At 57.8% G+C, this 25,708-nt stretch carries 25 protein-coding genes and 1 tRNA gene; 16 read left to right on the top strand and 10 right to left on the bottom strand.

The genetic code is table 11. The features are described from left to right. The 6 genes from AC2FPW_RS17780 to AC2FPW_RS17755 form a co-directional block, all read left to right on the top strand. The coding region (locus AC2FPW_RS17780) for a hypothetical protein (protein WP_496814794.1) at window positions 1–207 on the top strand (207 nt) is incomplete at its 5' end. Between the two features lie 326 nt (window positions 208–533). Further along, window positions 534–1,283 (top strand): 5-oxoprolinase subunit B family protein, encoded by a 750-nt coding sequence (locus tag AC2FPW_RS17775; RefSeq protein ID WP_496814793.1) that lies wholly within the window; start codon window positions 534–536, stop codon window positions 1,281–1,283. After that, complete coding sequence (locus tag AC2FPW_RS17770; RefSeq protein ID WP_496814792.1) at window positions 1,280–2,278, top strand: 5-oxoprolinase subunit C family protein; 999 nt, start codon at window positions 1,280–1,282, stop codon at window positions 2,276–2,278. The genes AC2FPW_RS17775 and AC2FPW_RS17770 overlap by 4 nt, the downstream gene beginning before the upstream one ends. A gap of 12 nt (window positions 2,279–2,290) precedes the next feature. Further along, window positions 2,291–3,052, top strand: coding sequence for a LamB/YcsF family protein (locus AC2FPW_RS17765; RefSeq protein WP_480518628.1), 762 nt, complete (start codon window positions 2,291–2,293; stop codon window positions 3,050–3,052). 297 nt (window positions 3,053–3,349) lie between these two features. Continuing rightward, entirely contained in the window at window positions 3,350–4,363 is a 1,014-nt protein-coding gene (locus AC2FPW_RS17760; protein ID WP_496814791.1) for an Acg family FMN-binding oxidoreductase, read from the top strand. A gap of 472 nt (window positions 4,364–4,835) precedes the next feature. Beyond that, the gene (locus AC2FPW_RS17755) at window positions 4,836–6,083 is read left to right on the top strand and encodes a hypothetical protein (RefSeq protein WP_496814790.1); all 1,248 of its coding nucleotides are present in this window, start codon (window positions 4,836–4,838) and stop codon (window positions 6,081–6,083) included. A 55-nt stretch (window positions 6,084–6,138) separates the two neighbouring features. On the opposite strand, the gene AC2FPW_RS17750 is transcribed toward AC2FPW_RS17755, so the two are convergent. After that, window positions 6,139–7,533, bottom strand: coding sequence for a D-alanyl-D-alanine carboxypeptidase family protein (locus tag AC2FPW_RS17750; RefSeq protein ID WP_480773261.1), 1,395 nt, complete (start codon window positions 7,531–7,533; stop codon window positions 6,139–6,141). Window positions 7,534–7,812: 279 nt separating this feature from the next. Next, window positions 7,813–8,514, bottom strand: a complete 702-nt coding sequence (locus AC2FPW_RS17745) for an HAD family hydrolase (RefSeq protein ID WP_480773262.1) — start codon at window positions 8,512–8,514, stop codon at window positions 7,813–7,815. Between the two features lie 93 nt (window positions 8,515–8,607). Between AC2FPW_RS17745 and clpS the strand changes: the two genes are divergently transcribed. From clpS to hemF, 4 genes are read left to right on the top strand one after another with little or no spacing between them, the layout of a single operon-like run. After that, entirely contained in the window at window positions 8,608–8,949 is a 342-nt protein-coding gene (gene clpS, locus AC2FPW_RS17740; RefSeq protein ID WP_209598551.1) for an ATP-dependent Clp protease adapter ClpS, read from the top strand. Window positions 8,950–8,993: 44 nt separating this feature from the next. Continuing rightward, entirely contained in the window at window positions 8,994–9,959 is a 966-nt protein-coding gene (locus AC2FPW_RS17735; RefSeq protein ID WP_496814789.1) for a class I SAM-dependent methyltransferase, read from the top strand. 37 nt (window positions 9,960–9,996) lie between these two features. Next, window positions 9,997–10,797, top strand: coding sequence for an SDR family NAD(P)-dependent oxidoreductase (locus AC2FPW_RS17730; protein WP_480773264.1), 801 nt, complete (start codon window positions 9,997–9,999; stop codon window positions 10,795–10,797). A 5-nt stretch (window positions 10,798–10,802) separates the two neighbouring features. Continuing rightward, window positions 10,803–11,687 carry an oxygen-dependent coproporphyrinogen oxidase gene (hemF, locus tag AC2FPW_RS17725; protein WP_496814788.1) on the top strand — a complete coding sequence of 295 codons (885 nt, stop codon included), beginning with the start codon at window positions 10,803–10,805 and terminating at the stop codon, window positions 11,685–11,687. 3 nt (window positions 11,688–11,690) lie between these two features. Here the strand turns inward: hemF and AC2FPW_RS17720 are convergent, their stop codons facing one another. Continuing rightward, on the bottom strand, window positions 11,691–12,098 hold the full coding sequence (locus tag AC2FPW_RS17720) for a hypothetical protein (protein ID WP_480585809.1): 408 nt from the start codon (window positions 12,096–12,098) through the stop codon (window positions 11,691–11,693). 182 nt (window positions 12,099–12,280) lie between these two features. Between AC2FPW_RS17720 and AC2FPW_RS17715 the strand changes: the two genes are divergently transcribed. Continuing rightward, a complete protein-coding gene (locus AC2FPW_RS17715; protein ID WP_496814787.1) occupies window positions 12,281–12,793 on the top strand; it encodes a toxin-activating lysine-acyltransferase in 513 nt (170 codons plus the stop codon). Beyond that, a complete protein-coding gene (locus tag AC2FPW_RS17710; protein ID WP_496814786.1) occupies window positions 12,794–13,720 on the top strand; it encodes a Hint domain-containing protein in 927 nt (308 codons plus the stop codon). It begins immediately after the preceding gene. A gap of 2 nt (window positions 13,721–13,722) precedes the next feature. Here AC2FPW_RS17710 and modC read toward each other — a convergent pair whose 3' ends face one another. Genes modC through modA form a run of 3 tightly spaced genes read right to left on the bottom strand, consistent with a single transcriptional unit; the run spans window position 13,723 to window position 16,297 of the window. After that, window positions 13,723–14,823 (bottom strand): molybdenum ABC transporter ATP-binding protein, encoded by a 1,101-nt coding sequence (gene modC, locus AC2FPW_RS17705; RefSeq protein WP_480832178.1) that lies wholly within the window; start codon window positions 14,821–14,823, stop codon window positions 13,723–13,725. Continuing rightward, complete coding sequence (gene modB, locus AC2FPW_RS17700) at window positions 14,820–15,512, bottom strand: molybdate ABC transporter permease subunit (protein WP_209598758.1); 693 nt, start codon at window positions 15,510–15,512, stop codon at window positions 14,820–14,822. Before modB ends, modC begins: the two co-directional genes overlap by 4 nt. Before the next feature lie 5 nt (window positions 15,513–15,517). Further along, window positions 15,518–16,297, bottom strand: a complete 780-nt coding sequence (gene modA / locus AC2FPW_RS17695) for a molybdate ABC transporter substrate-binding protein (RefSeq protein ID WP_496814785.1) — start codon at window positions 16,295–16,297, stop codon at window positions 15,518–15,520. Window positions 16,298–16,540: 243 nt separating this feature from the next. On the opposite strand from modA, the gene AC2FPW_RS17690 reads away from it, so the two are divergent. The 4 genes from AC2FPW_RS17690 (at window position 16,541) to AC2FPW_RS17675 (ending at window position 22,162) form a co-directional block, all read left to right on the top strand. Then, window positions 16,541–16,616 (top strand) — tRNA-Val (locus AC2FPW_RS17690). A 146-nt stretch (window positions 16,617–16,762) separates the two neighbouring features. Next, window positions 16,763–20,359 (top strand): adenylate/guanylate cyclase domain-containing protein, encoded by a 3,597-nt coding sequence (locus AC2FPW_RS17685; RefSeq protein ID WP_496814784.1) that lies wholly within the window; start codon window positions 16,763–16,765, stop codon window positions 20,357–20,359. A 26-nt stretch (window positions 20,360–20,385) separates the two neighbouring features. Beyond that, window positions 20,386–20,643 (top strand): DUF4242 domain-containing protein, encoded by a 258-nt coding sequence (locus AC2FPW_RS17680; protein ID WP_209504668.1) that lies wholly within the window; start codon window positions 20,386–20,388, stop codon window positions 20,641–20,643. A 103-nt stretch (window positions 20,644–20,746) separates the two neighbouring features. Further along, window positions 20,747–22,162, top strand: a complete 1,416-nt coding sequence (locus tag AC2FPW_RS17675; RefSeq protein WP_496814783.1) for an FAD-binding oxidoreductase — start codon at window positions 20,747–20,749, stop codon at window positions 22,160–22,162. 327 nt (window positions 22,163–22,489) lie between these two features. Here the strand turns inward: AC2FPW_RS17675 and AC2FPW_RS17670 are convergent, their stop codons facing one another. Genes AC2FPW_RS17670 through AC2FPW_RS17655 form a run of 4 tightly spaced genes read right to left on the bottom strand, consistent with a single transcriptional unit; the run spans window position 22,490 to window position 25,652 of the window. Continuing rightward, window positions 22,490–23,287, bottom strand: a complete 798-nt coding sequence (locus AC2FPW_RS17670) for an ABC transporter permease (RefSeq protein ID WP_480538898.1) — start codon at window positions 23,285–23,287, stop codon at window positions 22,490–22,492. Continuing rightward, window positions 23,284–24,036: an ABC transporter permease gene (locus AC2FPW_RS17665; RefSeq protein ID WP_480475310.1), complete on the bottom strand. Its 753-nt coding sequence runs from the start codon at window positions 24,034–24,036 to the stop codon at window positions 23,284–23,286. The genes AC2FPW_RS17670 and AC2FPW_RS17665 overlap by 4 nt, the downstream gene beginning before the upstream one ends. Window positions 24,037–24,045: 9 nt before the next feature. Beyond that, a complete protein-coding gene (locus AC2FPW_RS17660) occupies window positions 24,046–24,810 on the bottom strand; it encodes a transporter substrate-binding domain-containing protein (protein ID WP_480475308.1) in 765 nt (254 codons plus the stop codon). A gap of 44 nt (window positions 24,811–24,854) precedes the next feature. Beyond that, entirely contained in the window at window positions 24,855–25,652 is a 798-nt protein-coding gene (locus AC2FPW_RS17655) for an ABC transporter ATP-binding protein (protein ID WP_480495549.1), read from the bottom strand. Between the last annotated feature and the right edge of the window lie 56 nt (window positions 25,653–25,708).

Raw genomic sequence — 25,708 nt, 5'->3', positions numbered from 1 at the left:
CTAAACCTCAACCTCAGATGCCCACCGTCTCTCCGGCGCGTCTCAACCGTCTTTCCAGTCCGTCAGGCCAACCTCAGCTGCGCCGGTGAAGGGGGTTCTAAGTATTACTCTCAAAACCCGCAAGCGGAAAATGACGTTATTGGTCTTTTTTTTGAATTTTCTTTGTTTATTGCTTTATTTCAACAGCTTACAATCATTCAAAATTGACCTCCACCCTTCTGTCCGGGTACTTTTGGGCACGATCTGACTGGCAAGCCCCATAAGACAAAATGGGCCGACACAAGATATAGAGACTCCGCGATTTCAAGATACAAGTCAGGGCGACTCGAAACGGGAAAACGAGTCGGAACTGCGACCAGAATCCGGTCAGAAACCTCTCACCCCCGCCGGACGCCTAATACTGCGGGTCGCTCCCTGCCGGGATGTGGACGGAACAGGCACAATGTCCGCTATTGAACGCCCTGTCTTGCGCATCCCCTAAAGATGCGGTCAGGTTCCACCAATTCACTCTTCGATCCGAAAGCAGATCAGCAATGGCGCGCAACATTCAGTTTCCTTTGGTCAGAACCGTCGGATTTGACGGCGCGTTGGTGACCTTTGCGGATAGGATGAGCGACACCGCGAACCGGGCAGCACTGGCGTTTCGGTCTGAAGTCGATCGTCTGCACTGGGATGAGGTGACCGAGTCGTCAGCCTCCCTGGGCTCGGCCTTTGTTCGGTTCGACACGCAGCGCATCTCTCATCAGAAAATGCAGCAAAAGCTTCGGGATCTGGTTGACCAGAAAGACTGGTACACTACACCCCTGCCCGCGGGTCGCAGGTTGTGGCGCGTTCCGACGGTTTACGGGACCGACCTTGCGCCCCAGCTTGACGATGCCGTCGCTGCTGCCGGCCTGTCACCGGAAGAAGCAATACGTCGGCTTGGACAATCCCGCGTGCGGGTTCTGACCATCGGCTTCGCTCCGGGGCAGCCTTATCTTGGGCCTCTGGGGCCCGAATTCAACATTCCCCGGCTGCAAAGCCTGACCCCCATGGTGCCGGAAGGGGCTTTGGTTCTGGCGATCTCGCAATTTGTTCTGTTTTCCGGGCCGACGCCAACCGGGTGGCGGCATATCGGGCAGACCGCCTTTCGGTGTTTCCGTCCCGAAAGGGTCGAGGCCTTTACCCTCAGACCCGGCGATGAACTGTTGTTCGAGCCCGTTTCCCGCGACGTTCTGGAACACATCAGAGTCAACAACGAGGACGGCACAGGCGGCGCAACCTGTGAGGAGATCGCGCCATGAGCCTGATCGTCCACCGGATTGGCCCGGCCTGCACCATTCAGGATCAGGGGCGCACAGGTTTTCTGGATCAGGGGCTGTCCCGATCAGGGGCCGCGGATATTCTGGCCTTGCACGAAGGGGCGGCGTTGCTGGATCAAAGCCCAAACCTTGCGGCGCTGGAGATGGCCGGGATGGGAGGCGAGTTCGAGGCGACGCATAACACGCGCATCGCCCTGACTGGCGCACGAATGCAGGCCAGCATTGATGGCAGCCCTGTCGCCTGGAACGCCTCGCACCAACTGAGCGCCGGGCAAAGGCTGGTCATCGGGGCGACGCTGGCTGGAAACTACGGCTATCTGCATCTGGGCGGCGGTATTGATGCCGAGGTTTTTCTGGGGTCCCGCTCCACCCATCTGACAGCGCGGATTGGCCGGGCGTTACAGCAGGGTGACAGGCTGACCTGTGGACCGGATGCAGGCAACAGCGGGATGAAACTGGCCGCTGCCGAGCGGTTTTCGGGCGGGGTGCTGCATGTGGTTGCCAGTTTTCAGACATCTTTGTTTGACGGCGCGACGCTTGAACGGTTTGCCCAAACCAATTTCCGGCGCGGCGCACGCGCCAACCGGATGGGCATGCAGGTAGATAGCGACGGCGATGGCTTTGCCGCCTCGGGCCAGCTGAATATCCTGTCCGAGGTGATCACCCCCGGCGATATCCAGATGACCGGCACTGGCGACCCGTTCATCCTGTTGCCGGAATGTCAGACCACGGGCGGGTACCCTCGTATCGCGACCGTTCTGCCATGCGATATGCCCCGCGCGGCACAGACACCCGCAGGCGGCGACATCCGGTTCGAATTTGTCAGCATGGAACAAGCTGAAGAAATGCACAAAGCGTTCCTGTCAGACCTTGCGCGCCTGCCCTCAAAAGTCGAGGCACTGGTGCGTGATCCCCATGACATACCGGACCTGTTGTCCTACCAATTGATCGGCGGAGTGATCTCTGCCACCGACTAAGGAGATGTGCCAATGCCAAGCGTCGATCTGAATGCCGATATGGGGGAAAGCTTTGGCCCTTGGAAGATGGGCGATGACGAAAGCCTGTTGAAAATCATCACCTCGGCCAACATCGCCTGTGGGTTTCATGCCGGTGATCCGGATGTGATGGCATCAACGATGAAACTGGCGGCCGAAAACGACGTAGGCATCGGCGCGCATCCCGGCTTTCCAGATCTGCAGGGGTTTGGCCGGCGGAACATGAAGCTGCCCCATGACAACCTGCGCAATCTGGTCCGGTATCAGTTGGGGGCCGCAATCGGCATGGCCACGGCGGTTGGTACCAAGGTACGGCACCTGAAACTGCACGGGGCGCTGGCCAATATGTGTTCAGCCGATATCAATATGGCGCGCGCCTGTTATCAGGGTGCACTGGATGTTGATCCCGATATCATCGTCATGGTGCTGGCCGCGACAAAACAGGAAGCAGCCGTGCGTGAGCTCGGGTGCAATTGGGTGGGCGAGATTTTCGCTGACCGTGCATATAACGACGACGGAACACTGGTTGATCGCAGCCTGCCCGGCGCCGTCATCCACGACGCCGACGTCGCCGGACCTCGCATCCTGAACATGGTCCGCGAAGGTGCGATCATCACCGAAAGCGGCAAGCGGCTGGAAACGTCCATCGACACAATCTGCCTGCACGGCGACGGCCCGACCGCGGTTCAAATCGCCCGCTCGGTTCGCGACAACCTGATCGGGGGCGGTGTCGAGGTCACAAAATTCACCCGCTAGTCAGCTTGGCCAAGCGGATTCGCTATACGCAGTTCTTCCAATTTGGCAGCAGGAGTTTCCCTTGCGGCCAGAACCAGACCTCTGAGCAATGTGCAGAGATTTGGAGATAGAGCCCAAAGAATTCGATGCGGCGCGCGGCATGGATTTCTGCATGGGGTGCGCCTCATCGCTGACCGTTTGACTGACATCAATGTCAAACCCGTCATTGCCTGAAAAGGATCATCAGAGCACTCCGAGAATTCAACTTCGAACAATCTGCGGGACAAGCGCCGAAACACTCACTTTCGTGGACCAACTATGAACCGATATTCACAGGCAGCAAAAAGAGTTCGACAAGATTTACCCACTGTGCCTGACCTACGCGATTTAATAAGGTTTGCCACACTTGCCGCGAATTCACACAATACGCAGCCATGGAAATTTCGGATTGCCGAAGACGCCATTGATATCTTGCCAGATTTCACAAGGCGGACCCCGACAGTCGATCCCGATGACCATCACCTCTATGTCACGCTTGGATGTGCCGCAGAGAATTTGTTGATTGCAGCAAACGCGAGTGGCCGCGCCGCAAAAGCGACAATCCAGAAGGATGAGGCGGACAATACCTTTGTCAGGATCACGCTGGGTAATGGTCCCAAGACCAACTGTGCGCTGTGCGATGCAATCCCGAAACGACAGTCTACGAAGTCCGAGTACGATGGAACGTCGCTGTCCGAAGTTGAGTTGCGCGCGCTTGAAAGCTCGGCTGTGTGCCAAGGTGTAAATGCTCATTTCATCACGGACCGTACAAAGATGGAACAAGCGCTAGAGTTCATTCAGGCAGGCAACAGCGCGCAAATGGATGACCCGGAGTTTGTAAAGGAGTTGAAGAGCTGGATACGCTTCAGCACCGATACATCGATCAAGGCAGGCGACGGGTTGTCTGGGCCTCCTGCGGGAAACCCGAGTGCGCCAGACTGGCTTGGTTCATTCCTCTTTCGTCTCGTGTTCAGGAAAAAGAAAGAGAACGAAAAACTTGCCAAACAATTACGGTCTTCCGCCGGATTGGTAGTCTTCGTGGCTGACAATGAAACCCAAGAGGGATGGATAAACGTTGGGCGCTGCTTTGAAAAGTTTGCACTGACAGCAACGGTCATGGGTCTTTGCCATGCTCATGTAAACATGCCTGTTGAGGACCCAACGGTTCGTCCGGACTTCGCAAAGTGGCTTGGAATCGAGGGACGTAGACCAGACTTGGTCATCAGGATTGGGCGTGCAGAACCGATGCCTATGTCATTGCGCCGTCCGGTAGATGACGTGATCATTACGTGAAGGACTAAGGTACCGCAGAACGTGGGCGACCTGCACAAGAAGTAATGCGTCGGAGTCTCTGGTGTTTTCATCTTCTCGAAAATCCCGAATCCAGACCTTAGTGCAGTTGTGGTGAACGTCCCCTTCGTCTTCGCAGTGTTGATCGCTGACCTGTTGTCGAATGTCGGCTGTTGTGGCTTGGGCAAGTTCCAACTCTTCAGAACGTGACCGGCATTGCTCAGGGGAACAACTATGCTGCCGGAATGGAAACTCAGGTGCGTTTGTCAGAAATACCGACTCTGATTTTACGCGGAAACTGATAGCGCCAAAGGGAGATTATTGAGAGGGCAGCTCTAAACCTTCGTGCCCAGTTTCTCAGTTGTTGCCCGCACAGGTCTCAGCGCCTAGCATGGCGGGCAAGCACATGTTCTGAAAACCACAATTTCAAGCGATGCCTTGCTGCAGTCAGGGCTTCGTGCACGGAGGTAGTCGAATGTCCTTTGATCTGATGTCCTATCAACCCCGGGGCGACAAGAAGAACTCGGACTTCTTTGCGGAATACCTGCCGAAAATCTACGAGCGCCGGACAAGCTCGGGAATTGCCGATCAGGTCGGGTCAATGCGCGCGATCTGTATGCAGGTCGAAACCGGCGCGCTGTTCGATACGCTGGTCGAGCTTTACGTGATGACACCCTATCGCCACACCGCCAGCTATCTGGGGCAGACCCACAAATTTTCGGTCCTGCATTCGCATCCCGATTATCCCGCGCTGATCGTGATGGCCCCGCTCAGCCCCGGTTTCGAGGATTTCATTCCCCGCATCAATCGCATGTACCCGCTGGCCCGCAACACGCCGCAAACGCGGTATGTTGGCGAGGTTTTCGGCGCCAGCGATCTGAAGGCGCTGACCGGGACGCTTGAGGATCAGAATATCCGCTTCGAATATGCGGGAGACACAGAAAACCCGTTCTACACATTGGACGGCTTCCGCTTTACGACCCCGTCCGATTTCACCTGCAACCGGGTCGGGTATTCGACGCATGATTTCAACGACACAGACAGCCTCGGTCTTGGTGATCGCGTGTTATTGAGCGACGCGGAACAAGCCCGGCTGGATCAGGCAGCCGCGTTCGGATCGGACAGCAAAATCGCGCCTTTGATGCTGGGCATCGATCATCTGGCGACCCGCGTGCTGGCGGGTGAGCGCGAGGATGCGATCCTCGAATTCCTGACCATGGTGCCCTATTATTTCTGGGGGGCCTACAACATCTTCGACATGAACTCGTCCACCAATGTGAATCGCAACGCCAATGTGGACGATGACAAGAAATCTCCGGCCAAGGTTTTCACCGCCAACAACACGCCGTCCTTCGTCAACTCATTCGCCAAGCTGCCGATGCCGACCGAGGATTTTGTGCGCAATTTTGGCCGCCGCTTGCATCACATGGCCGTCGAGATCAAGGATGGCGACCATGGCGCCGGGGAAAAGAATGTCGACTTTGTCGTGAACACGCTGAAGGACAAGGGCGTGCCGTTCCTGGCCCATGTGGTGGGCGAATGCAAAGACGACCCGAACCTGAAACAGATTTTCTCGAAACACTCGCAGAATACGCTTCTGATCACCGAATATATCGAGCGGTGTCACAAGTATGACGGGTTCTTCACCAAGGACAATGTCGCCGCCCTGACTGCCGCCGCGGGACAGGACGAACAATATCAGCACGGTCACGTCTTCGATTAAAAAAGGGCCGCGGATGACCGCAGCCCAGACCCAACAGGAGAGATTATGCCGGACCTTATGATGGCCCGATCATGAAACAGGTGACATTGCGGGCTTGCAGACGGCGACACGCCAGATCGGCCTGTTCCCGCGTCATGCCCTGGAATGTCGCATCAAATCCGCGCGAGCTCTGACTGACCTTGCGCAGACTGCCATCCAGCGTGGTCATTTCCGACAGCGCCGTTTTCAGCAGGATCTTCTCGGCCTCATATCGTGTGGTGTAGCGGCCCACATTGACCCCCCACAGATGCCCACCGGACGAGGACAGGCGGGTAATCACTTCCTGCTCGGGCTCTGGAGGGCTGGCGGGCTCGGTCGAGGCCAGCACCAGATTGTCCGGGCGCAATGCCGGGCGGGTGTCCGACGTTTCAACCGGCGGGGCGGTTGGAGCAATATCCGCTTCGGCAATCGCTGCGGCAATGCCGCTGCTGATACGGTCGCTGTTCTGGTCCGCCACGACCGCGACCGCACTGGCAACCTGTGTTGTGGCACTCGGGCGCCCAAGCGGGCGCAGGCTGGATTTCGGTGCTCCGCTCAGCGCTGCAACTTGGGTATCGCCCCCCAACCCGACATTGCCCGCATAGACCGGGCGCTCAGGTTTGCGGATAGGTGCACGAGACGGGGCACGGCGAAACCCCAGATCCAGCAGTTCCGCAACTTTGGCATTCCGCGACGCCCCGGATTTACCGCCAAAGACAGTTGCGATGATACGCTCATCCTTGCGTTTGGCCGACGCCACCAGGTTGAACCCCGCCGCACGTGTGTATCCGGTCTTGATCCCGTCCGCGCCTTTGTAGGCAGCCAGCAGGCGGCGGTTGGTGTTGGGAACAGTTTTGATACCGGCATCCGTCGATTGACGCGAGAACAGGTTGTAATACTGAGGGTAATCATACAGCAGATGCCGTCCCAGCGTGGTCATGTCGCGCGCGCTGGACAGGTGCCCTGCCTCGGTCAGACCATGCGCATTCTTGAAGGTTGTGCGGCTCATCCCCATCGCTTTGGCGGTTCGGGTCATACGGCGGGCAAAGGCCGCTTCCGAGCCACTGATGGCAATGCCGATCGCCGTGGCCGCGTCGTTGGCCGATTTTACCGCAGCGGCGCGGATCAGATAGCGGAACGCAATCGTCTGGCCCGCGCGCAGGCCCAGCTTCGACGGGGGCTCTGCGGCTGCCTTCTGGGTAATCCGAACGGGTGTATCCAGTGTGATCTCGCCGTTTCGCACCGCCTCAAACGCGATATAGAGCGTCATCATCTTGGTCAGCGAGGCCGGGTGCAGCCGCGCATCCGCATTTCGTGAATGCAGCACCTCGCCAGTTCGGGCGTCAATCACCATAGCTGCATAAGGCGCCGCCATTGACCTGAGCGGCGCAAACGCCAGCACACATAGCAACGCTATAAGGAAAAAGCCCATTCGGGCCGGAACTGTCCGCCGAATCTGCACGATCTTTGCCTCTGTCTGCCTCACGCTGCCGGGTTTTCCCGGTCAGCAATATTTATTTTATTGTCTCCAAGGCTATCACAGCGACCCAATGAAATAAACCGAAAGCTGAGGTTTTCGCAGTTTCGTTTTGCCTCTGGGCTGAGGCTATATTTTGCGAATTTCCCCCTCAGAACCACCAGATGTGCGAAAAAGGCAAAACTGCGCCCGGTTGCGGCAGGGTTTATGTGAAACTGAGGCGAAAAGGCAACATCACTTCAGGTCGCGCAACAGATCGGCCAGATCACCCAAATCCCTTAACTCGCGGAATCGGGGGCTTTCGACCGGGGCTTCTGCATGTTCCACCTCCCAGACCAGACCGTGGGGCACGTAGACACCCCAGCACCCGGCCTGAATCGGGGCTACGACATCTGACCGCATCGAATTGCCGATCATCATTGCGGCAGTCGGGCCATCACCATGACGGTCGAACACGAACCGATAGGTTTCGGGGGTCTTTTCGGAAACGATTTCCACCCCATCGAACAAATCACCCAGCCCGGACTGGGCCAGTTTGCGTTCCTGATCGATCAAGTCGCCCTTGGTGATCAGGATAACCCGATACGCATCGGCAACACCTTCGACGGCCTCGCGGGCATGGGGCAACAGCTCGATCGGATGGGCCAGCATCTCTTGCCCCGCTTCGATCAGCTGCCGGATGACCCAGGCCGGAACGCGGCTTTCGGTAACTTCGATCGCCGTTTCGATCATCGACAGAACAAATCCTTTGATGCCGTACCCATAGCGCTGAATGTTGCGCTTTTCAGCCGCAAGAAGACGGTCCATCAGGTGATCACGATCAGCATGATCGGCCAAGAGTTCAGCAAAACGAGCCTGCGTCAGCTGAAAAAACCGTTCGTTATGCCAAAGGGTGTCGTCTGCATCAAACCCGATTGTCGTCAGCTTGGTCGTCATCCCGTTTACGTCCGCTTGCTCTTTTCACTGGCCATGCACACGTTATATAAGCGCCAAGATAAACCCCAAGCCTGAATCGGACAGTTGCACACGATGCTTGAAATGATCTGGATGATGTCTGACAAGCCGGACGACGACAGTGACGCGTCCGTCCTGGTACAGACACGCCCAAAAACCAAGCGTCCGCCTCTATACAAGGTCCTGTTGCTGAACGACGATTATACACCGATGGAGTTTGTGGTGCATGTGCTTGAACGCTTCTTCGGCATGACCCATGCGCAGGCGTTCGAGATCATGCTAACCGTTCACAAGAAAGGCGTGGCCGTAGTCGGTGTTTTCAGCCACGAAATTGCCGAGACCAAAGTTGGTCAGGTGATGGATTTTGCCCGCAGGCACCAGCACCCTTTGCAATGCACAATGGAACGCGAAGAGTAAGGCCTTTGGCCTGACGCGCGCGCCTCTCTCAGCCGGAATTGCCCATGTCCCCTCGTCTGGAACTTGCCCTGCAAAACGGCCTGACGCTGTCCCCCCCTCTTAGCGTGATCTGCCCCACGCCCGACCATGATCTGTCTGCTCTGGCAGACGGTGCGCAGATTGTGCAGCCCTTCAAACCCTTTCACGACCATTTCGCCGCGCAGGGTTTTGAAACGGTTCCCGACGCAGATGGCCCCTGTCAGGACGCCATTGTCTTTCTGCCCCGCGCCAAGGCACTGGCCCGGTCGCTCATTCAGCAGGCCTGTGCGCGGGCGAACGGCCTGGTTGTCATCGACGGTGCCAAGACCGATGGTGTGGACAGCATATTGAAGGATGTGCGCAAGCGGGTTCCGGTCGAGGGACCGCTTTCCAAAGCACATGGCAAGATTTTCTGGTTTCAGGCCGATGATCTGGTCTTTGCGGACTGGGCCGCGCCGAAACAGCAGATGGTTGGCGGATACCACACGGCACCGGGTGTGTTTTCAGCGGACGGAATTGATCCTGCCTCAGCCCTGTTGCTGAAGACTCTGCCTGACCGGCTTGGCCCCTGCGTGGCCGATCTGGGTGCGGGATGGGGGTATCTGTCTGCGGAAATCCTGAAGCGCGGCGGGATAACCTCGCTGCATCTGGTCGAAGCTGACCATGCGGCCCTGACCTGCGCGCGGCTTAATGTCACTCAATCCCAGGCGCATTTCCACTGGAGCGATGCCGTATCCTGGACCGCCCCGGAACCTATCGACACCGTTGTGATGAACCCGCCATTCCACACGTCTCGCAGCGCGGATCCCACCTTGGGGCAAGGGTTTATAACCTCCGCCGCCCGCAATCTGACACGCAACGGAACCCTTTGGATGGTCGCCAACCGGCACCTTCCCTACGAAGCTACACTGAACGAACATTTCGCTCAGGTCGGTGAAATTGCCGGCGACAACCGGTTCAAGGTATTCCAGGCCTCTCGCCCTCGGCGTTAAGGCCCGTTAACCTGCGCCCCAATTCAGGAGGATTCGGATGTCCTTTTCCATCGCTGGCAAGACAGCAATCGTAACGGGCGGGGCCAGTGGCATTGGCCTGGCCATCGGGAGGCATTTCGCGGATGCGGGCGCAAATGTCATGTTTGCCGACATAGATGAAAAACGCCTGATCGACGAGCTTGGAGAACAGGCCGAAGGCAGCAATATCCGGTACTTTGCGGGCGATCTGCGCGAAAAGCTGACCATAGCCAACCTGTTATCTGCGACGCTGGATGCGTTCGACCAGGTGGATATTCTGGTCAACGGCGCACGGCAGGTGATCCCGTCTGATCCGCTGGATCCGGATGACGATTCGATGCGCACCCTGCTGAACCAGAACCTGATGCCCGCCCTGCGGCTCAGCCAGCTGGTTGCAAAGCGCATGATCAAACAGGCCGACGGCGATGTCGAAAGCCCGGCGGGGACGATCATCAACCTGTCCTCGATCGCGGCCCGGCGGACCCACCCCGATCTGATGGCCTATTCCGTCTCGACCGCAGCGCTGGATCAGCTGACCCGGTCCCTTGCGGTTGCGCTGGCTCCGAAACGTATCCGCGTCAACTCGATTGCGCTGGGTTCGGTCATGAGCGCATCGCTACAATCGACCCTCAAGGACAATCGCGACTACCGCGTCGATATCGAAAAGCACACGCCCTTGGCCCGTATCGCCTCGGCCACGGAACTGACGGAAACCGCGCAATATCTTGCGTCTGATGCAGCTGGTTTCGTCACCGGGCAGATCCTGACAATCGATGGTGGCCGTACCCTGCTTGACCCGGTCGCAGCCCCTGCACATTAAGACCCATGTTCGAAACAGAAAAATCTACCGCCTCCGCCTGGTTTCGCCAATTGCGCGATGACATCGTTGCAGCGTTCGAAGCCCTTGAAGACAGCCACACCGACGGGCCGTTTGCCGATGCCGCACTCGGTCGATTCGAGGTCAAGGAAACCAAACGCCAGTCGGACGATGGGTCGGACGCGGGCGGCGGGCTGATGTCGGTCATGCGCGGCGGGCGTGTGTTTGAAAAGGTCGGTGTCAATGTCTCGACTGTCTACGGCACGCTGGGCGAACGTGCGCAAAAAGCGATGGCGGCGCGCAAAGGCATCCCCGGAATGACCGAAGACCCGCGCTTCTGGGCGTCGGGTATCAGCCTTGTGGCCCATATGCAGAACCCCCATGCCCCGGCTGTCCACATGAATACACGCATGTTCTGGACCCCCCATGCCTGGTGGTTCGGTGGCGGTTCGGACCTCAACCCCTGCATCGAGTATGACGAGGACACCGCGCATTTCCACGCCACGCAAAAGGCGCATCTGGACCCGCACGGACCCGCCCATTACCCGCGCCTCAAGGAATGGGCTGACGAGTATTTCTATATCCCTCACCGCAAACGCGCGCGTGGCGTCGGCGGGATCTTCATGGACGACTATTGCACCGGTGACTGGCAGGCGGATTTTGCCCTGACACAGGATATTGGCAGGGCCTTTCTGCCCGCCTTCCTTCCCTTGGTTGAAAAGCGCCGCGTTCAGAACTTCTCAGAGGCGGACAAGACCACCCAACTGGTGCATCGCGGCCTTTATGCGGAATACAACCTCGTCTATGACCGGGGCACAAAATTCGGTCTGGAAACCGGGCATGACCCGGATGCCGTTCTGATGAGCCTGCCTCCGATGGCAAAATGGGTCTGACGATCAGAACGGGTCCATGATGAAATTGTCGTAGCAATAGTTCTGCGCCGACACCGCCGACATGTTTGCTCCGACTTTCTTGACCGTGATCGAATAGCCGGGTTTCGTATCGGCCCCCGGCGGCGGGGTCATGGAAAACTGCACCGTTCGCACGCCGGGCTCATACGCCCGCCAGATATAAATCCTCTGCGAGTTCGGAACACCCAGTGTGCGAATGGCATAATCTCCGATCCCGCACCAATAATTGACCGGCGCGGATGATCCGACAGCCTTCACCTCGTAAACGCCGTTCGGCAAGGGCGTGATCTCGGTACGGAACTGCGGCCGGACTGACAGGCCGAACCCCACCGCCCCAGCCACCGCTGGCGCTAAAACAAGTGTGGCAGTGATGAATGGCTTGAGAAAACGCATGATCCAGATATCCCAAAACAATGGCACCAATACCGATAGCATAACCACGACACCCTGCGAGTAAAGTGGGACACACCAGCTGCGCGGGCACAGTTATTTGGGGAATTTCCACTATTCATATCGCCGGAAACGAGTACACTACCCGAAAGCATTTATAACGCATCAAACTATCGGCAATTCCGTTGACCAAGAGCTTTCCAATAGACTGGTTCGATTTCCCGCCCGAGAAATATGCGGATCTGGGTGCGATGTTTTATCTCGCGGGTCTGACGAAAACGCACCAGAAACGTAATCTGGCACAAGTTCTTTATGCGTTTGAAACCCCGTTTCGGCTGGGCCAATACCAGATCTTCAGGCAGAATGGCTTTCCCCGCGGATTTGTCACTTTTGCCGGTCTCAGCCCCGAGGCCGAGTATCGCTATGCGGTGAAAGAATATCCGCTGATGGACAAGGATTTTACCAGCGGGTCATCCTTCTGGATCATCGACCTTGTCGCGCCGTTTGGACAGACCAGTCAGATTGTTGATATCCTCAAGCAAGAGATCCCGCATCCGCGCGTGCGCACCAACCGAATGGACAGCGACATGACACGCAACCGGATTGTCGAATGGACGCGGGACGCAGCAGGCGAGGTTCATTTGCGCCTGTACCGAAAGAAGGAATTTGAACGGGTGTTGCAACAAGGCGAGGTCTAGTTGGTTTCAGTTCCGATCACTGGTGAATTGACCGGCGACGTGACCGGGTCCCCACCCAATGTGGCGATGGGGCAACCCACGCTGAACAACGGAAACTTTACACCGCTGACCCAAACCTGGACGATTGCGACACCCCCTGCGAACGGTACAGCCACGATCGACCCAAATACCGGAGAGTGGACCTATACGGTCGATCCGACGTATTTCGACAGCCTCGACAATGGTGAAGTTGTTTTTGACTCGTTCTTCATCAGCGTCTCAGGGACAACGCAAAATGGTCCGATTACACTTCCGTTTACCGGCTCTCCGGACCCGGTAGAGGTGGTCATCAGGATCGAAGGCGTGTGTTTCGTAGCCGGAACCCTGATCGAGGCCGAAAACGGCCCCCGCGCCATCGAGACCCTGAAGGTCGGGGACAAGGTGGCGACAGCCGATCACGGGTTGCAGCCTGTTCGCTGGATTGAAAGCAGCACGATCCCACCCGACCGATTACGCAACGAACCCACAATGTGGCCCGTTCGCATCTCGGCAGGCAGTCTGGGCCCCAACACACCCTCGCGGGATCTGCTGGTGTCTCAGCAGCACCGTATTCTGGTGAAGGGCCCCCGGGTTGAGCTGCTTTTCGGAACCACCGAAGCACTGGTTGCCGCCAAGCACCTGTGCCGATGGCCCGGAATAGGGCTCGATACCTTGGTTGAAACGGTCGAGTATCTGCACATCCTGCTGGATCGGCACGAAATCCTTTCGGCGGATGGGGCACAGGCGGAAAGCCTGTTTCTGGGGGAAGAGGCGCTACATACCCTTTCATCCGACGCGCTCCAGGAACTGGCCGCAATATTTCCCGACCGTCCCTCCTCCGGCCATCAGGGGTTTGGACGCGCCGCGCGCCTTATCCTGCTGGAACACGAAGCCCGCGCACTTGCCTGAGGTCAGGTGCCGGTCCCGATGCGGCCACCGACATTCTGCGGGGCCAGCGCAACCGTCTTGATCACGGCATGGCATGTGCTGCCGGGCTGCAAGTTCAACGCCGCCACCGACCGGCGCGTGACCCGCGCCAGAACATTACCCGCTGGGGTCCTGACCGACACAATCGCGCCGGGACCTTCGCCCGACCGGATCGAGTCGACCGTCCCGCTGAGCACGTTCAATGCCGACAGACCTTCGGGTTTTTGGACGGACAGGATCACCTCCTGCGCCGGAATGCGAATTCGCAGATGGGCGCCGACCTCCTGCCCGATACGTGGCAGAAACAGACGCGCGCCATTTGCGTTCAGCTCGGTCAACCCGTCGGCGTGGTGCTTCAGCACCTGCACCTCCAGCACGGCCCCGACCGCGCGCACACCTGCAGGCGCTACGGACGGGTCGGACAGAACCTCGGACGCGGGGCCATGGCGGACGACCCTGCCATCCTGCAAAGCGACAACCGATGTGGCCAGACGGGCCACCTCGTCGGCTGAGTGGGTCACATACAGGATCGGGACAGATACCTCATCCCTGAGACGCTCGAAATAGGGCAGGATCTCCGCCTTGCGGGCCTCGTCCAGCGCCGCAAGCGGTTCATCCGCAAGGATCAGCCGCGGGCTGGCCAGCAACGCCCTGCCTATCGACACGCGCTGTTTTTCGCCCCCTGACAACCCGGCTGGACGGCGATTCAGAAGGTGGCCGATCCCCAGCATCTCGATGACCTTTTCCGGGTCTTCCCGCCGCGCGCTTTTTGGGGCGAACCAGCGGCCATAGGCAAGGTTCTGGCGCACGGTCAGATGCGGGAACAACCGCCCCTCCTGAAAGATGTAGCCCAACCGCCGCCGGTGCGGTGGCAGCCAATGCCCGCGTTCGGTGTCAAACAACACCCAGTCATCCACAGCCACCCTGCCCGCGCGCGGCCGCAGCAATCCGGCTACCGCGTTGACAATCGTGGTCTTGCCCGACCCGGAACGCCCAAACAGCACGGTCACACCGGGTGGCGCGTCAAAACTGACCTCCAGATCGATCCCCGGCAGCTGATGATGCAAGCGAACGGACAGGCTCATGATCCGGCCACCCGCGCGGCAGCGCGCCGTCCCACATATTCCGACAGCAGTAACGCGCCCATGGCGATGACGATCGAGATCAGGACCAGCCGCGTTGCAGCAGCCTCGCCCCCCGGCACCTGCAAAAAGGCGTAAACAGCCGATGGCAATGTCTGCGTCTGCCCCGGAATATTCGACACGAATGTAATCGTGGCCCCAAACTCACCCATGGCCTTGGCAAAGGCCAGAATGGCCCCGGCGATGACACCGGGCAGGATCATCGGCAAGGTCACGGTCAGAAACACCATAGGCCGCGACGCCCCCAGCGTCGCCCCCGCCTGTTCCAGCTTCGGGTCCACCGCCTCGATCGACAGACGTATCGCCCGGACCATCAGCGGAAACGCCATGATACCAGCGGCCAGCGCGGCCCCAGTCCAGCGAAAGGCAACCACAATGCCGAACTCGGCCAAGAACCGCCCCAGCGGCCCCTGAATGCCGAAGGTCAGCAACAGCAGATACCCCGTCACAACCGGCGGCAAGATCAAAGGCAAATGCACCAGACCATTCAGAACCTGCCGCCCGGGGAACCGCCAGCGGGCCAGAATGTAGGCCACGAAAATCCCGACCGGCAAGGTCGCCAGCGTCGCCCAGAAAGACACGCGCAGCGACAGCTTCAGCGCTTCAACTTCGGCGGGACCCAACCACTCCAACGCGATCACCCGCCCGGCAGGGAAAATCCCTGCTCCTGAAAAATAGCCAAAGCCGCATCGCTGTGCAGATGATCCAGAAAAGCCCGCGCCGCACCCGTGGCATTACCTGTCATCGCCGCCGGATAGATGATCGGAGGGTGCAGGTCGGTCGGAAAACTGGCCACAACACTGACCCGCTGTTCCGCCTGCGCATCCGATCGATAGACGATCCCCAGAGGCGCAGCACCCGTTGCCACAAGGGCCAGCGCAGCGCGCACATTGTCGGTTTGTGCCACTCGGTCCTGCACCGCCTCCCACAGGTTCAGCCCCTGCAAAGCCGCCTTGCCGTAGATACCGGCGGGCACCGCATCGACCAGCGCCATGGCCAGAAAGCCTTCGCCAAGCTCGGCCCTGAGGTCATGAACCACCCGAATGTCGCCCAGAACAGGACGCCCCGCAGCGCCGATCAGAACCAGACTGTTGCCCAGCAAATCCGACCGTGTCCCAGGCCGCAACAAGCCCTGCTGTTCCAGAAAATCCATCCAGTCGGCATTGGCCGAGATGAAAATGTCCGCAGGTGCGCCCTGGTGAATCTGCCGCGCCAGCACCGAAGACGCTGCGTAAGACACGGTGACATCCTGCCCCGTCCGCTCTGCGTATTCCGTTGCGATTTCGTCCAAAGCGGTCTTGAGGCTGGCTGCGGCGAAAACCAAAACCCCTTCTGCCCCGGCCCGGACCGGAGCCAGCACAAATGCGCCAAGGACCAGTGCCACCATCCAGATACGGCAGGCGAAAGGTAGGATCATGTGTGCTCCCAACCGGAAAGTTGCAGTCTCTTCGGGCATATCGGAGGCCATAGGGCGCTTGCAAGCGCCTTTGATCTTTTCCAGACCACACGCCTGAAACCCACGCAGACCTGCCTCATTAGCCCATTCTCACCGAGGCTGGCGTCATTGAGGGCGGCATTTCCTATCCGCAACCCATCGCGGAATAAAAATCTCACAGACCCTCTTGCGCCCGCCCGCTGGCTTGGCTACATGCAGCGTCACGGGTGATTAGCTCAGTTGGTAGAGCGCTTCGTTTACACCGAAGATGTCGGGAGTTCGAGTCTCTCATCACCCACCATCCTTTCCCCACAATGTATCAAGGTCTTACGTGACTGGCACATTTTGCTGTGCTGCGCGTGAAACTGCGTCCGCTGCGCATTGATCGCCCGGCTGAGTAAATAGCGTTTTCTTGATTAGTGACGCGTATCTCAGCATGATCCGGATATGTTGGTTGAAATGGACACGTGGCTGAACGACCTCGGATTGGGTCAGTACGCAAGTGCCTTTGCGGAAAACGACATTGATGCGCGGGTTTTGCCATTGCTGACAGGCGACGACCTGAAAGAGCTTGGGGTAAGCCTTGGTCACCGAAAGATCATCCTTGCGGCAGTTCAGGATTTGGTTGGCTCTGGGCGCCTGTCTTCATCAGCGCCAGCCGCAAGGGAGCCAACCAGCGAGAAAACTCAGCCATCCGCCCTTGATGATGTGCATGGCGAAGCTGCACCAGCGAAAAAGCCCATCGCACCTGCGGCTGAGCGGCGTCATCTGACAGTCTTGTTCGCTGATCTGGTCGGCTCGACGGAGCTGACCAACCGATTTGATCCCGAAGACATGCGGGATCTGCTACAGAACTATCAGGATACCGTCGCGGGGGCAGTGAGCAGGTATGGTGGCTATGTCGCGAAATATCTTGGCGACGGTCTTCTTGTGTTTTTCGGCTGGCCAACAGCCTACGAAGATCACGCCATTCGCGCGATAAAGGCGGGGCTTGAGTGCGTCCGTCGGGTTGAAGAGCTCAACACCCCTGACGGTGAGCGTTTGTCAGCCAGACTGGGTATTGCCAGCGGCGATGTCGTGGTCGGTGACACGATCGGCGAAAACTCGTACGAAGAAGGTGCCATGACCGGGCCGGCGGTCAATCTGGCGGCGCGGATACAGGAACACGCCCTGCCAAACTCGGTGGTTTTGTCTGCAGAAGAAACCGAAGCCGCCTTGCACCGGATATTCGAGTTCGAGACCCTTGGATCAACTCAGTTGAAGGGATTCAAAGACCCTCGGACCTTGTTGAAGGTCGTATCGGAACGCAGCGCGGAAAGCCGGTTTCGCGCGTCATACAAGGATGACGCTGGCAGCACCATGATTGGCCGGGACTACGAAAAGGGTATCCTGTTGCAATCGTGGCAACGTGCCCAAAACGGTCATGGTGAGGTCGTTCTGCTGTCGGGGGAGGCGGGGATTGGAAAGTCGCGCCTGACTGAGGGGTTTCTTGCGGACGTTACAGCAACCGGACAGGCCGATGTGATAAGGCTGAACTGCTCGCCCTATCTGACCAGCAGCCCCTTTCATCCGGTCACCCAGCGAATTTCACAGGATGCGGGCGTTGAACCGGATTTTGACGACAATCAAATTCTGGAACATGTCAGGAAGCTGCTGGAAGGCCGGGAAGGTCTGGACTGGGAACAGGTTCTGCCTGTCTTTGCAGCGCTGGTTGCGCCGCGCAGCGCGCTGGCTCGTGAAGTTCTCGAGATGTCGCCGCAGGAGCAACGCGACATAACGATCCAAACCCTGATCCATGCGGTGCAGGTCCGGGCAAGCGTGCGCCCGGTTATTCTGTGTGTTGAAGATGCACATTGGATCGATCCCTCGACGCAAGCCCTGCTGGAGCGGTTCAAGGCGATTTGCACCGATCTTCCCCTGATGATCCTGATGACCCACAGACCCGGGTGGGACCTGGCCCGCGATGACGGGGACACGCATGTTCAAACACTCCTGCTGCGCCGGTTCGGTTCTGCTGATGTCTCGGATCTGGTCCGAAATATCACTGGCAAGGACCCGGACGATGCCTTGATCGCGACGATCATCGAAAAAACGGACGGTGTGCCCCTGTTTGTCGAAGAATTGACCCAGGCGATCGTGAATGCTGATGAGCAGGGACAAGTCCGCATACCATCCTCGCTGAAGGGCGCCTTGATGGCGCGGCTTGATGCAGTTTCGCCCGAGGCCAAACAGGTCGCGTTGACGGGGTCAGTCATCGGGCGGGAATTTGAACCAGATTTGTTAAGGGCCGCCATGGGGCTGGAACGCGCGGATATCAATCTTCGCCTCGAAGAACTGTCGCGAACGGGACTGATCTTTGAAAGCGGAAACAACCGCGGGCATTTTGTGTTCCGCCATGCCCTTATCCGCGATACGGCATATCAATCCATGCTGAGCTCTACCCGCAGGCAGCAACATTCAAACGTTGCCCGTGCACTGATCGCGATGCGATCAGCTGAAATCGATCGCCGCCCCGAACTGGTGGCCCGCCATCTGTCAGAAGCAGAAGATTGGCGCGCCGCATTCGACAAATGGGAAGCTGCGGCGGAAATGGCATTGGCCCGGTCAGCCAGCCAGGAAGCGATGACCAATGCCCAGGAGACGCTCAAAGCGGCTAAGCGGCTGAACTCGGAAACCAGCCCGGAAATGGTCAGGGGCATGATCCTGGTTGGCCGCAGCCATGACAGCCAGGGTCAGTTGTCCGAGGCGATGGCGGTTCTGAAAAGTGCATCTAACGCTGCACGGAAACTCCACGATGTGCAGTTGTCAGCCGATGCAGCCAATCATTTTGCTGACTCGTGCATGATGACAAGCAAGCGACATCACGAGGCCATTGACCTTTGTGAAAAGGCGCTGAAAGACCTGTCTGACAATGACGAAGTCAGGCGGTGCCGGTTGATGAGCCAACTAGCACGGGCGTATATGTTTGTCGGCCAGTTTTCCGAAGGCACCCGCTTTGGTCAGCAATCCATGGAACTGGCAGCGAAGCTTGGGGATCATAAATCCCAGTTTTCGGTAATGATGATGCATTTTGGGGCGCCATTCATCGCGCGCAACGGGCGAGAGGCGCGCCATTGGCGTGAAAACCTGGATGCCATGCATCGGGTCGCAGAAAAGCTTGGCACCATTGATCAGGGCCGCGACCGGACGCTCAACCTGTTTGTCGGTGCTGAAATGGCCGACCGCGACCTGTTGGACAACTCACTCGAATTGCTGACAGCGATTTCCGAAAAGGACAATCATCTGCAACTCTATTGGGTTCAGAAACACGCACGCGCCATGGTTGCAATCATGGACGGCGACTTTGTTCAGGCTGAAAAGCACGCCACCGAAGCGGTCAAGATCGGCCGAAAAACGCACGGCGAACATGTCGAGGGCGTTTTCGGCGTTCAGATGTTCACCATCCGCCGCGAGCAGAACCGCCTGCACGAGGTCGCGCCTGTGATCAAGAAACTGATGACCGACAGCCCCGAAGACATCTCGTGGAAGCCGGGTTTTGGCCTTATCGCAGCCGAACTGGGGTACACGGAACCAGCCGAAAAAATACTGAATGAAATGGCGGAAAACGGCTTCGACCTGCCGCCAGATGCCATGTATTCAACAACACTGTCCTATCTTGCCGACATCTGCGTGGCAGTCGGGCATCCGGATCATGCCCAGTCGCTTTACGGTATGCTGCAACCCTACGAGGACCTGACGATCACCGCAGGGGCAACCACAGTCTGCACAGGTGCCGCAGCCCGACGCTTGGGGAACCTGGCAACGGTGCTGAAAGACTGGGAAATTGCCGGGAAGATGTTCCGGAAAGCCATCGAGATTGACACGAGGATGAATTGCCCGCCCTGGATTGCACATTCCAAGGCAGCGTATGCATCCGCACTCAGACAACAGGGCCGCGCCAGCGATTTGGAACTGGCGTTTCAACTGGAAGGGGAAGCGTTGGCAATATCACAGAAATTGAGTATGGTTTCCCTTAAGTCAAAGCTCGAAGGGGTAGCCAGTTAAGGCCCGGAAAATGCTTGGGGGGCGTAATGCCACGATACATCATTGAACGAAATTTTGCGGAACAGCTTAATATCAGCGACAACGACAAAATTCACATCAAAGAAATCAACGACGAAGTCGGCATTGAATGGATATTTTCCTTCCTCAGCGCAGATAAGCGCAAGACATACTGCCTTTACGAAGCCCCGGATGAAGAAAGCCTGCGAAAAGCGGCCGAACGTCTGAACATTCCAGCCGATGTCATCACGCCGGTAGATCGGATCGATCCGGGAATATTTGCCTGACGACCAGCTTTCTCCCACAACCAAATATCCCCTTCCCAGGGCAATAACAAACTCACGAGGCAGCCGTGCGCGAAACCTTTCCTGAAACAAGGGAGGCCTAAGCATGTTTGACCTGAAAGCACTCGACGGACATATCGCAACTGTGGGTCAAGGCGATTTGGACGCGCTTGATGCCTCACTGCGCGGCGGGGTCTACCTGCCGGGAACCCCGGAATACGAAGAAGCCAGGATTACCTGGAACAGCATGTTCGAGCGTTTCCCCGCCTTCGTGATCCGTGCGATGGGGGCGAGCGACGTCCAGAAGGCAATTAACTTCGTCCGACAAGCAGGCCTCATGATGACCGTTCGATCAGGTGGGCACCAGATTGCAGGGCACGCCGTCGCGGACAAGGCCGTCATGCTGGACCTGTCCCAGATGCGTTCGGTTCACGTGGACCCTGCCCGCAAAACTGTCCGCGTTGCACCCGGTGCGTTGCTTGGAGACGTTGATCGCGAAACACAGGCCCATGGTCTTGTCGTCCCCACAGGCATCAATTCGACCACCGGCATCGCCGGACTGACACTGGGCGGCGGTTTCGGCTGGACGACCCGGAAATTCGGCATGACAATCGACAACCTTCTGTCGGCAGAAGTCGTCACAGCGGATGGCGCGATTGTCACCGCATCATCCACGAGCCACCCGGAACTTTTCTGGGCCATTCGTGGTGGTGGCGGAAACTTTGGTGTAGTTACCTCATTCGAATTCCAGTTGCATGATCTTGGGCCGGATGTCCTGTCCGGCCTGATCGTGCACCCGATCGAAAAGGCACCAGAATTGCTTTCTGAATTTGTGGCCATTGCGGACACGTCCCCCGATGAGCTCACCGTCTGGAGCGTGATGCGAAAAGCGCCGCCGCTCCCGTTCCTGCCGGAAGAGTGGCACGGGCGCGAGGTGCTGATTTTCGCAGCGTGTTATAGCGGCCCGATGGATGAAGGTGAAAAAGCGATGTCGGCCTTGCGCGCGCTGGGTGAGCCGATTGTGGATGTCATTTCACCGCACAGATTCGTGGACTGGCAAGCGGCTTTTGATCCCCTGTTGTCGCCGGGCGTCCGCAACTATTGGAAAAGTCATGACTTCAACACGCTGCCCCCGGCCGCCATCACGGACCTGCTGGGCGCGATTTCCACCCTTCCTGATCCCGCTTGCGAGGTATTCATTGCTCATGTCGGTGGCGCGATGGCCCGCGTTGAGTCCGCTTCTACCGCCTACCCGCAAAGATCTGCGCATTTCATCATGAATGTCCACACACGATGGGAAGACCCTGACAAGGATGACACCTGCATCGGTTGGGCACGCCAGCTGTATGAACAGATGAAACCGTACTCAACAGGCAGTGCTTATGTGAACTTCATGCCTGAAGACCAGGCAGACCACATGACCGGCGCCTATGGTGTGAACGGCGAAAAGCTGTCCAAGATCAAAGGAAAGTACGATCCCACCAACTTGTTCAGGATGAACCACAATATTCTACCAACGTAAGACAACCAGAGAGGCAATTCCCGAACTGCATTGATGTTGGGACCGCTGTTCTGGCATCACGCAATTTGTCTCGCTGTTCGGCTATCGCGCCAGGCGGTTTCTCTCCCCTATGGCCGCGCTGGCACTCATGCCCTCTTGTCGTGCAGCTACCCAAGATGCTGTATCATTAGAGCGTTGAACTTGCGGGGCGCGACCGAACCAACTTTCCTGATCCCGTTTCAAACACCTGTTTTACGCTTAAGCCTGCAATCTGGGTCGCTAGGCACAATTCATCGAATAACCGCCTCGGAATTCGCGGAGCAAGTTTCTTTCGACTACTGGCCGAAACTATCCGACAAGCCCATTGCGGCGTCCGGTTCCCAGAACCTTCACCTCGAGCCAGTGGAACACCAATGCAATTACGCCCGCTACGAGAATGTAGAATACAGCCAACAGGATAAGCGGTTCGTAGACGATAAACGTATCGGCACGCACACGGGACGACACGGCATAGATATCAACCACGGTTATTGTGGCGACCAGCGGTGTTGCCTTTAGTTGCAGTATAGTTTCACCGCCCAAAGTCGGCAGAACATTGCGGATTGCCTGCGGTAACCAGATGCGGCGAAACATCGTCAGCCTTGGCATACCAAATGCCTTGGCCGCTTCCAGCTGTCCTTTGGCAACGCCCTTGAAGGCTCCGCGCATGACCTCGCCTTCATAACCCGCATAAGAAAGTGTCAACGCCAGCACCGCATAGGGCCAAGCCTGACGCAGGTACGGCCAAAGTTCAGATGATCGTATCCATGGGAACTGCGGAAACAGAGAGCCGAGGCCATAATACAGCAACCAAAGCTGCAAAAGCAGCGGTGTGCCGCGAATGATGGTACAGAACGCCTTGGCGGGTGCCGCTAGGTACCACGGCCCAACGGCCTGCGCTAATCCAAGCGGTACAGCCAGTAAAAATCCAAGAACGATCGTGACAACCAGCAACCAAAGCGTGGTCCAGATACCCTTCAATGCAAGCGGCGCATAATTGGGTATCCAGTCCCACCGCAATGTCATCGCGCACCAAACCGCGATCCCGGCAAAGATCAGCATCATCACGATACGATGAGGTTGCATCAGAGATCTGAGGTCGATCATCTGCTGCCTCCGTTCAGAGCGGGTTGGCCGCGACGGGCCCATTTCTCAATCCGCGCAAAGATCCCACCCGAAAACAGCGTAACCATCAGATAAAGGAAGCCCGCCGCCAGGAAAAAGGTGAAGTAGGCCCGCGTGCTGCTGGCCGCCTGGCGCGTTTCCAGCGTCAGCTCGTTAAAGCCGACAACGGCCAGCAATGCGGTGTCTTTGGTTGCAATCAGCCACAAGTTGGCCAGACCCGGTACCGCAAAGCTCATCATGGCGGGGATTGTGACGCGCCGCATGGTCATGAAGGCCGGCATCCCGTAGGATTTCGCCGCTTCGATCTGACCGGGCGGAACCGCCTGAATGGCACCGCGCAGAATCTCGGTCGCATACGCGCCCTGAACGACGCCCAGCACCCAAATGCCTGCGGCAACGCCGTTGATCTCGACGCGGCCACCACCCATGGCAGCAGATATTTTGTTGATAATGTCGGATCCCACGTAATACAGGATCAGGATCAGGACCAGTTCCGGCACGGCGCGGATCACGGTCGTATAAATGGCAAGAAGGTCGCGCGTGACCTTCCCGCCGTAAAGTTTGCCATACGCTCCGAACAATCCGATCACGAGGCCCAGCGCATATGCGCCAAAAGCGATCTGCAATGAGTGGGACAATCCGCGTAGCAGATTGGCCCCCCACCCCGGCGGCGAGAGCGACAGAAGCTCTGCGCTCTGCGCCAAACCAAGTGATTCCAGAAATCCGGTCACGGCAACGGCTTAGTAGATGCTGGTCGAGAAATAGTTCGACGTGATCTTCTCATGCGTGCCATCGGCAAGAATTGCCGCGATGCCCTTGTTCAACGCCGCAAGCAGGTCATCCTGCCCTTTACGAACGCCCGCACCGACGCCACGCCCCAAAATGGCGGGATCGTCCTTCACGGCACCTTTGATTTCGCAGCAAGCACCGGCATCCGAATTCACAAAATCAGCCATCGCAATGCTGTCAGCTTGTGTGGCGTCGATCCGACCGGCAAACAGGTCCTGATTGGCCTCATCCTGAGTTTGATAGACGCGCAGTTCGGAATCCTTGAAGTATTCCTGCGCATAAGCTTGGTGGATCGTCGAAGCCTGAATGCCAATAACTTTACCCGCCAGCGATTCCGGGGTTGCTTCGATATCCATCGATTTATCGGCAACGATAACCGCAGGTGTGTTGTAATAAGGATCGCTGAAATCAATGGTTTTCAACCGTTCCTCGGTGATCGACATCGAGGCCATGATGGCGTCGATCTGCTGCCCCGTCAGCGAAGGGATGATACCGTCCCAGGCCACCGGCGTGATAACACAGTCAAGTTCCGCAGCAGCGCAAACTGCATTGATGACATCGATCTCCCAACCAACCCAGTTGCCTGAACTGTCCAGCGACGCGAAGGGCGGATAAGGCTCGGCCGCGATGCCGATCTTGACCTCTTCTGCACTGGCAACACCAGCCGAAAGGACAGCGGCGGCAAGACCGGACGCGAGCAGTTTTTTGACGTTCATTTTGTTACTCCCTTTAGGTTTATTTTGTTGTTTTTTGTAGTGGATCAGGCGACCGAGCTGAGGAACTGCTTCAATCGTTCTGATTTTGGATTTCCGAAGACCTCGGCAGGTGGACCCTGCTCTTCAATGCGGCCCTCGAAAAGATAGACGACATGGTTCGCGACTTCGCGCGCAAACTTCATTTCATGGGTCACAAGCAGCATGGTGCGCCCTTCCGCTGCAAGATCCCGGATCACGGTCAGAACCTCGCCGACAAGCTCTGGGTCAAGCGCTGAAGTTGGCTCATCGAAAAGCATCACCGAAGGATCCACCGCAAGCGCGCGTGCGATGGCGGCGCGCTGTTGCTGACCGCCTGAAAGATAGGCCGGATAGGTGTCGGCCTTGTCCCCCAGCCCCACCCTTTTCAGCAGGTCATGCGCCCGCGCGACAGCTTCGGCCTTTGGTACCTTAAGGACATGCACGGGCACCTCGATCACGTTTTCCAGAAGCGTTCGATGTGTCCACAGGTTGAACTGCTGGAAAACCATCGCAAGCCGCGTACGGATACGTTCAATCTGGCGGCGGTTCGAGGGGCTGCCATCGGCATGCATTTCAACCAGCTCACCGCCGATGGTGATCTTTCCCGAGCTTGGTGTTTCCAGAAAGTTGATACAGCGCAGCATGGTGGATTTGCCCGAGCCCGAACCCCCAATGATGGCAACGACATCGCCCTTGTTCGCTGTCAACGAGACACCTTTCAAAACCTCCAGCGTGCCGAAAGACTTGTGCAGGTCCTCAACCCTTATCGCCTCTTCAGACGTGGTTGTTTCGCGTGCGGGTGATGCTGCTTTGGCTGTGTCCATATCCAAGAATCTTCTGATTTCAGCTTGCAGTAAGCCTCGAATCTCGCAATTATGCA

The sequence above is a fragment of the Ruegeria sp. SATB027 genome (assembly GCF_059613825.1).
This window is presented reverse-complemented; position numbering and strand designations above follow the sequence as displayed.

Excerpts from the sequence above, each read along its gene's own strand:
- AC2FPW_RS17745 (WP_480773262.1), bottom strand. The coding sequence starts at position 8,514 with ATGACGACCAAGCTGACGACAATCGGGTTTGATGCAGACGACACCCTT.
- AC2FPW_RS17675 (WP_496814783.1), top strand. The coding sequence starts at position 20,747 with ATGTTTGACCTGAAAGCACTCGACGGACATATCGCAACTGTGGGTCAA.
- AC2FPW_RS17755 (WP_496814790.1), top strand. The coding sequence starts at position 4,836 with ATGTCCTTTGATCTGATGTCCTATCAACCCCGGGGCGACAAGAAGAAC.
- AC2FPW_RS17655 (WP_480495549.1), bottom strand. The coding sequence starts at position 25,652 with ATGGACACAGCCAAAGCAGCATCACCCGCACGCGAAACAACCACGTCT.
- AC2FPW_RS17685 (WP_496814784.1), top strand. The coding sequence starts at position 16,763 with ATGTTGGTTGAAATGGACACGTGGCTGAACGACCTCGGATTGGGTCAG.
- AC2FPW_RS17760 (WP_496814791.1), top strand. The coding sequence starts at position 3,350 with ATGAACCGATATTCACAGGCAGCAAAAAGAGTTCGACAAGATTTACCC.
- modC (WP_480832178.1), bottom strand. The coding sequence starts at position 14,823 with ATGAGCCTGTCCGTTCGCTTGCATCATCAGCTGCCGGGGATCGATCTG.
- AC2FPW_RS17775 (WP_496814793.1), top strand. The coding sequence starts at position 534 with ATGGCGCGCAACATTCAGTTTCCTTTGGTCAGAACCGTCGGATTTGAC.
- AC2FPW_RS17730 (WP_480773264.1), top strand. The coding sequence starts at position 9,997 with ATGTCCTTTTCCATCGCTGGCAAGACAGCAATCGTAACGGGCGGGGCC.
- hemF (WP_496814788.1), top strand. The coding sequence starts at position 10,803 with ATGTTCGAAACAGAAAAATCTACCGCCTCCGCCTGGTTTCGCCAATTG.
- AC2FPW_RS17735 (WP_496814789.1), top strand. The coding sequence starts at position 8,994 with ATGTCCCCTCGTCTGGAACTTGCCCTGCAAAACGGCCTGACGCTGTCC.
- AC2FPW_RS17720 (WP_480585809.1), bottom strand. The coding sequence starts at position 12,098 with ATGCGTTTTCTCAAGCCATTCATCACTGCCACACTTGTTTTAGCGCCA.
- AC2FPW_RS17670 (WP_480538898.1), bottom strand. The coding sequence starts at position 23,287 with ATGATCGACCTCAGATCTCTGATGCAACCTCATCGTATCGTGATGATG.
- AC2FPW_RS17770 (WP_496814792.1), top strand. The coding sequence starts at position 1,280 with ATGAGCCTGATCGTCCACCGGATTGGCCCGGCCTGCACCATTCAGGAT.
- modA (WP_496814785.1), bottom strand. The coding sequence starts at position 16,297 with ATGATCCTACCTTTCGCCTGCCGTATCTGGATGGTGGCACTGGTCCTT.
- clpS (WP_209598551.1), top strand. The coding sequence starts at position 8,608 with ATGCTTGAAATGATCTGGATGATGTCTGACAAGCCGGACGACGACAGT.
- AC2FPW_RS17765 (WP_480518628.1), top strand. The coding sequence starts at position 2,291 with ATGCCAAGCGTCGATCTGAATGCCGATATGGGGGAAAGCTTTGGCCCT.
- AC2FPW_RS17660 (WP_480475308.1), bottom strand. The coding sequence starts at position 24,810 with ATGAACGTCAAAAAACTGCTCGCGTCCGGTCTTGCCGCCGCTGTCCTT.
- AC2FPW_RS17680 (WP_209504668.1), top strand. The coding sequence starts at position 20,386 with ATGCCACGATACATCATTGAACGAAATTTTGCGGAACAGCTTAATATC.
- AC2FPW_RS17750 (WP_480773261.1), bottom strand. The coding sequence starts at position 7,533 with ATGGGCTTTTTCCTTATAGCGTTGCTATGTGTGCTGGCGTTTGCGCCG.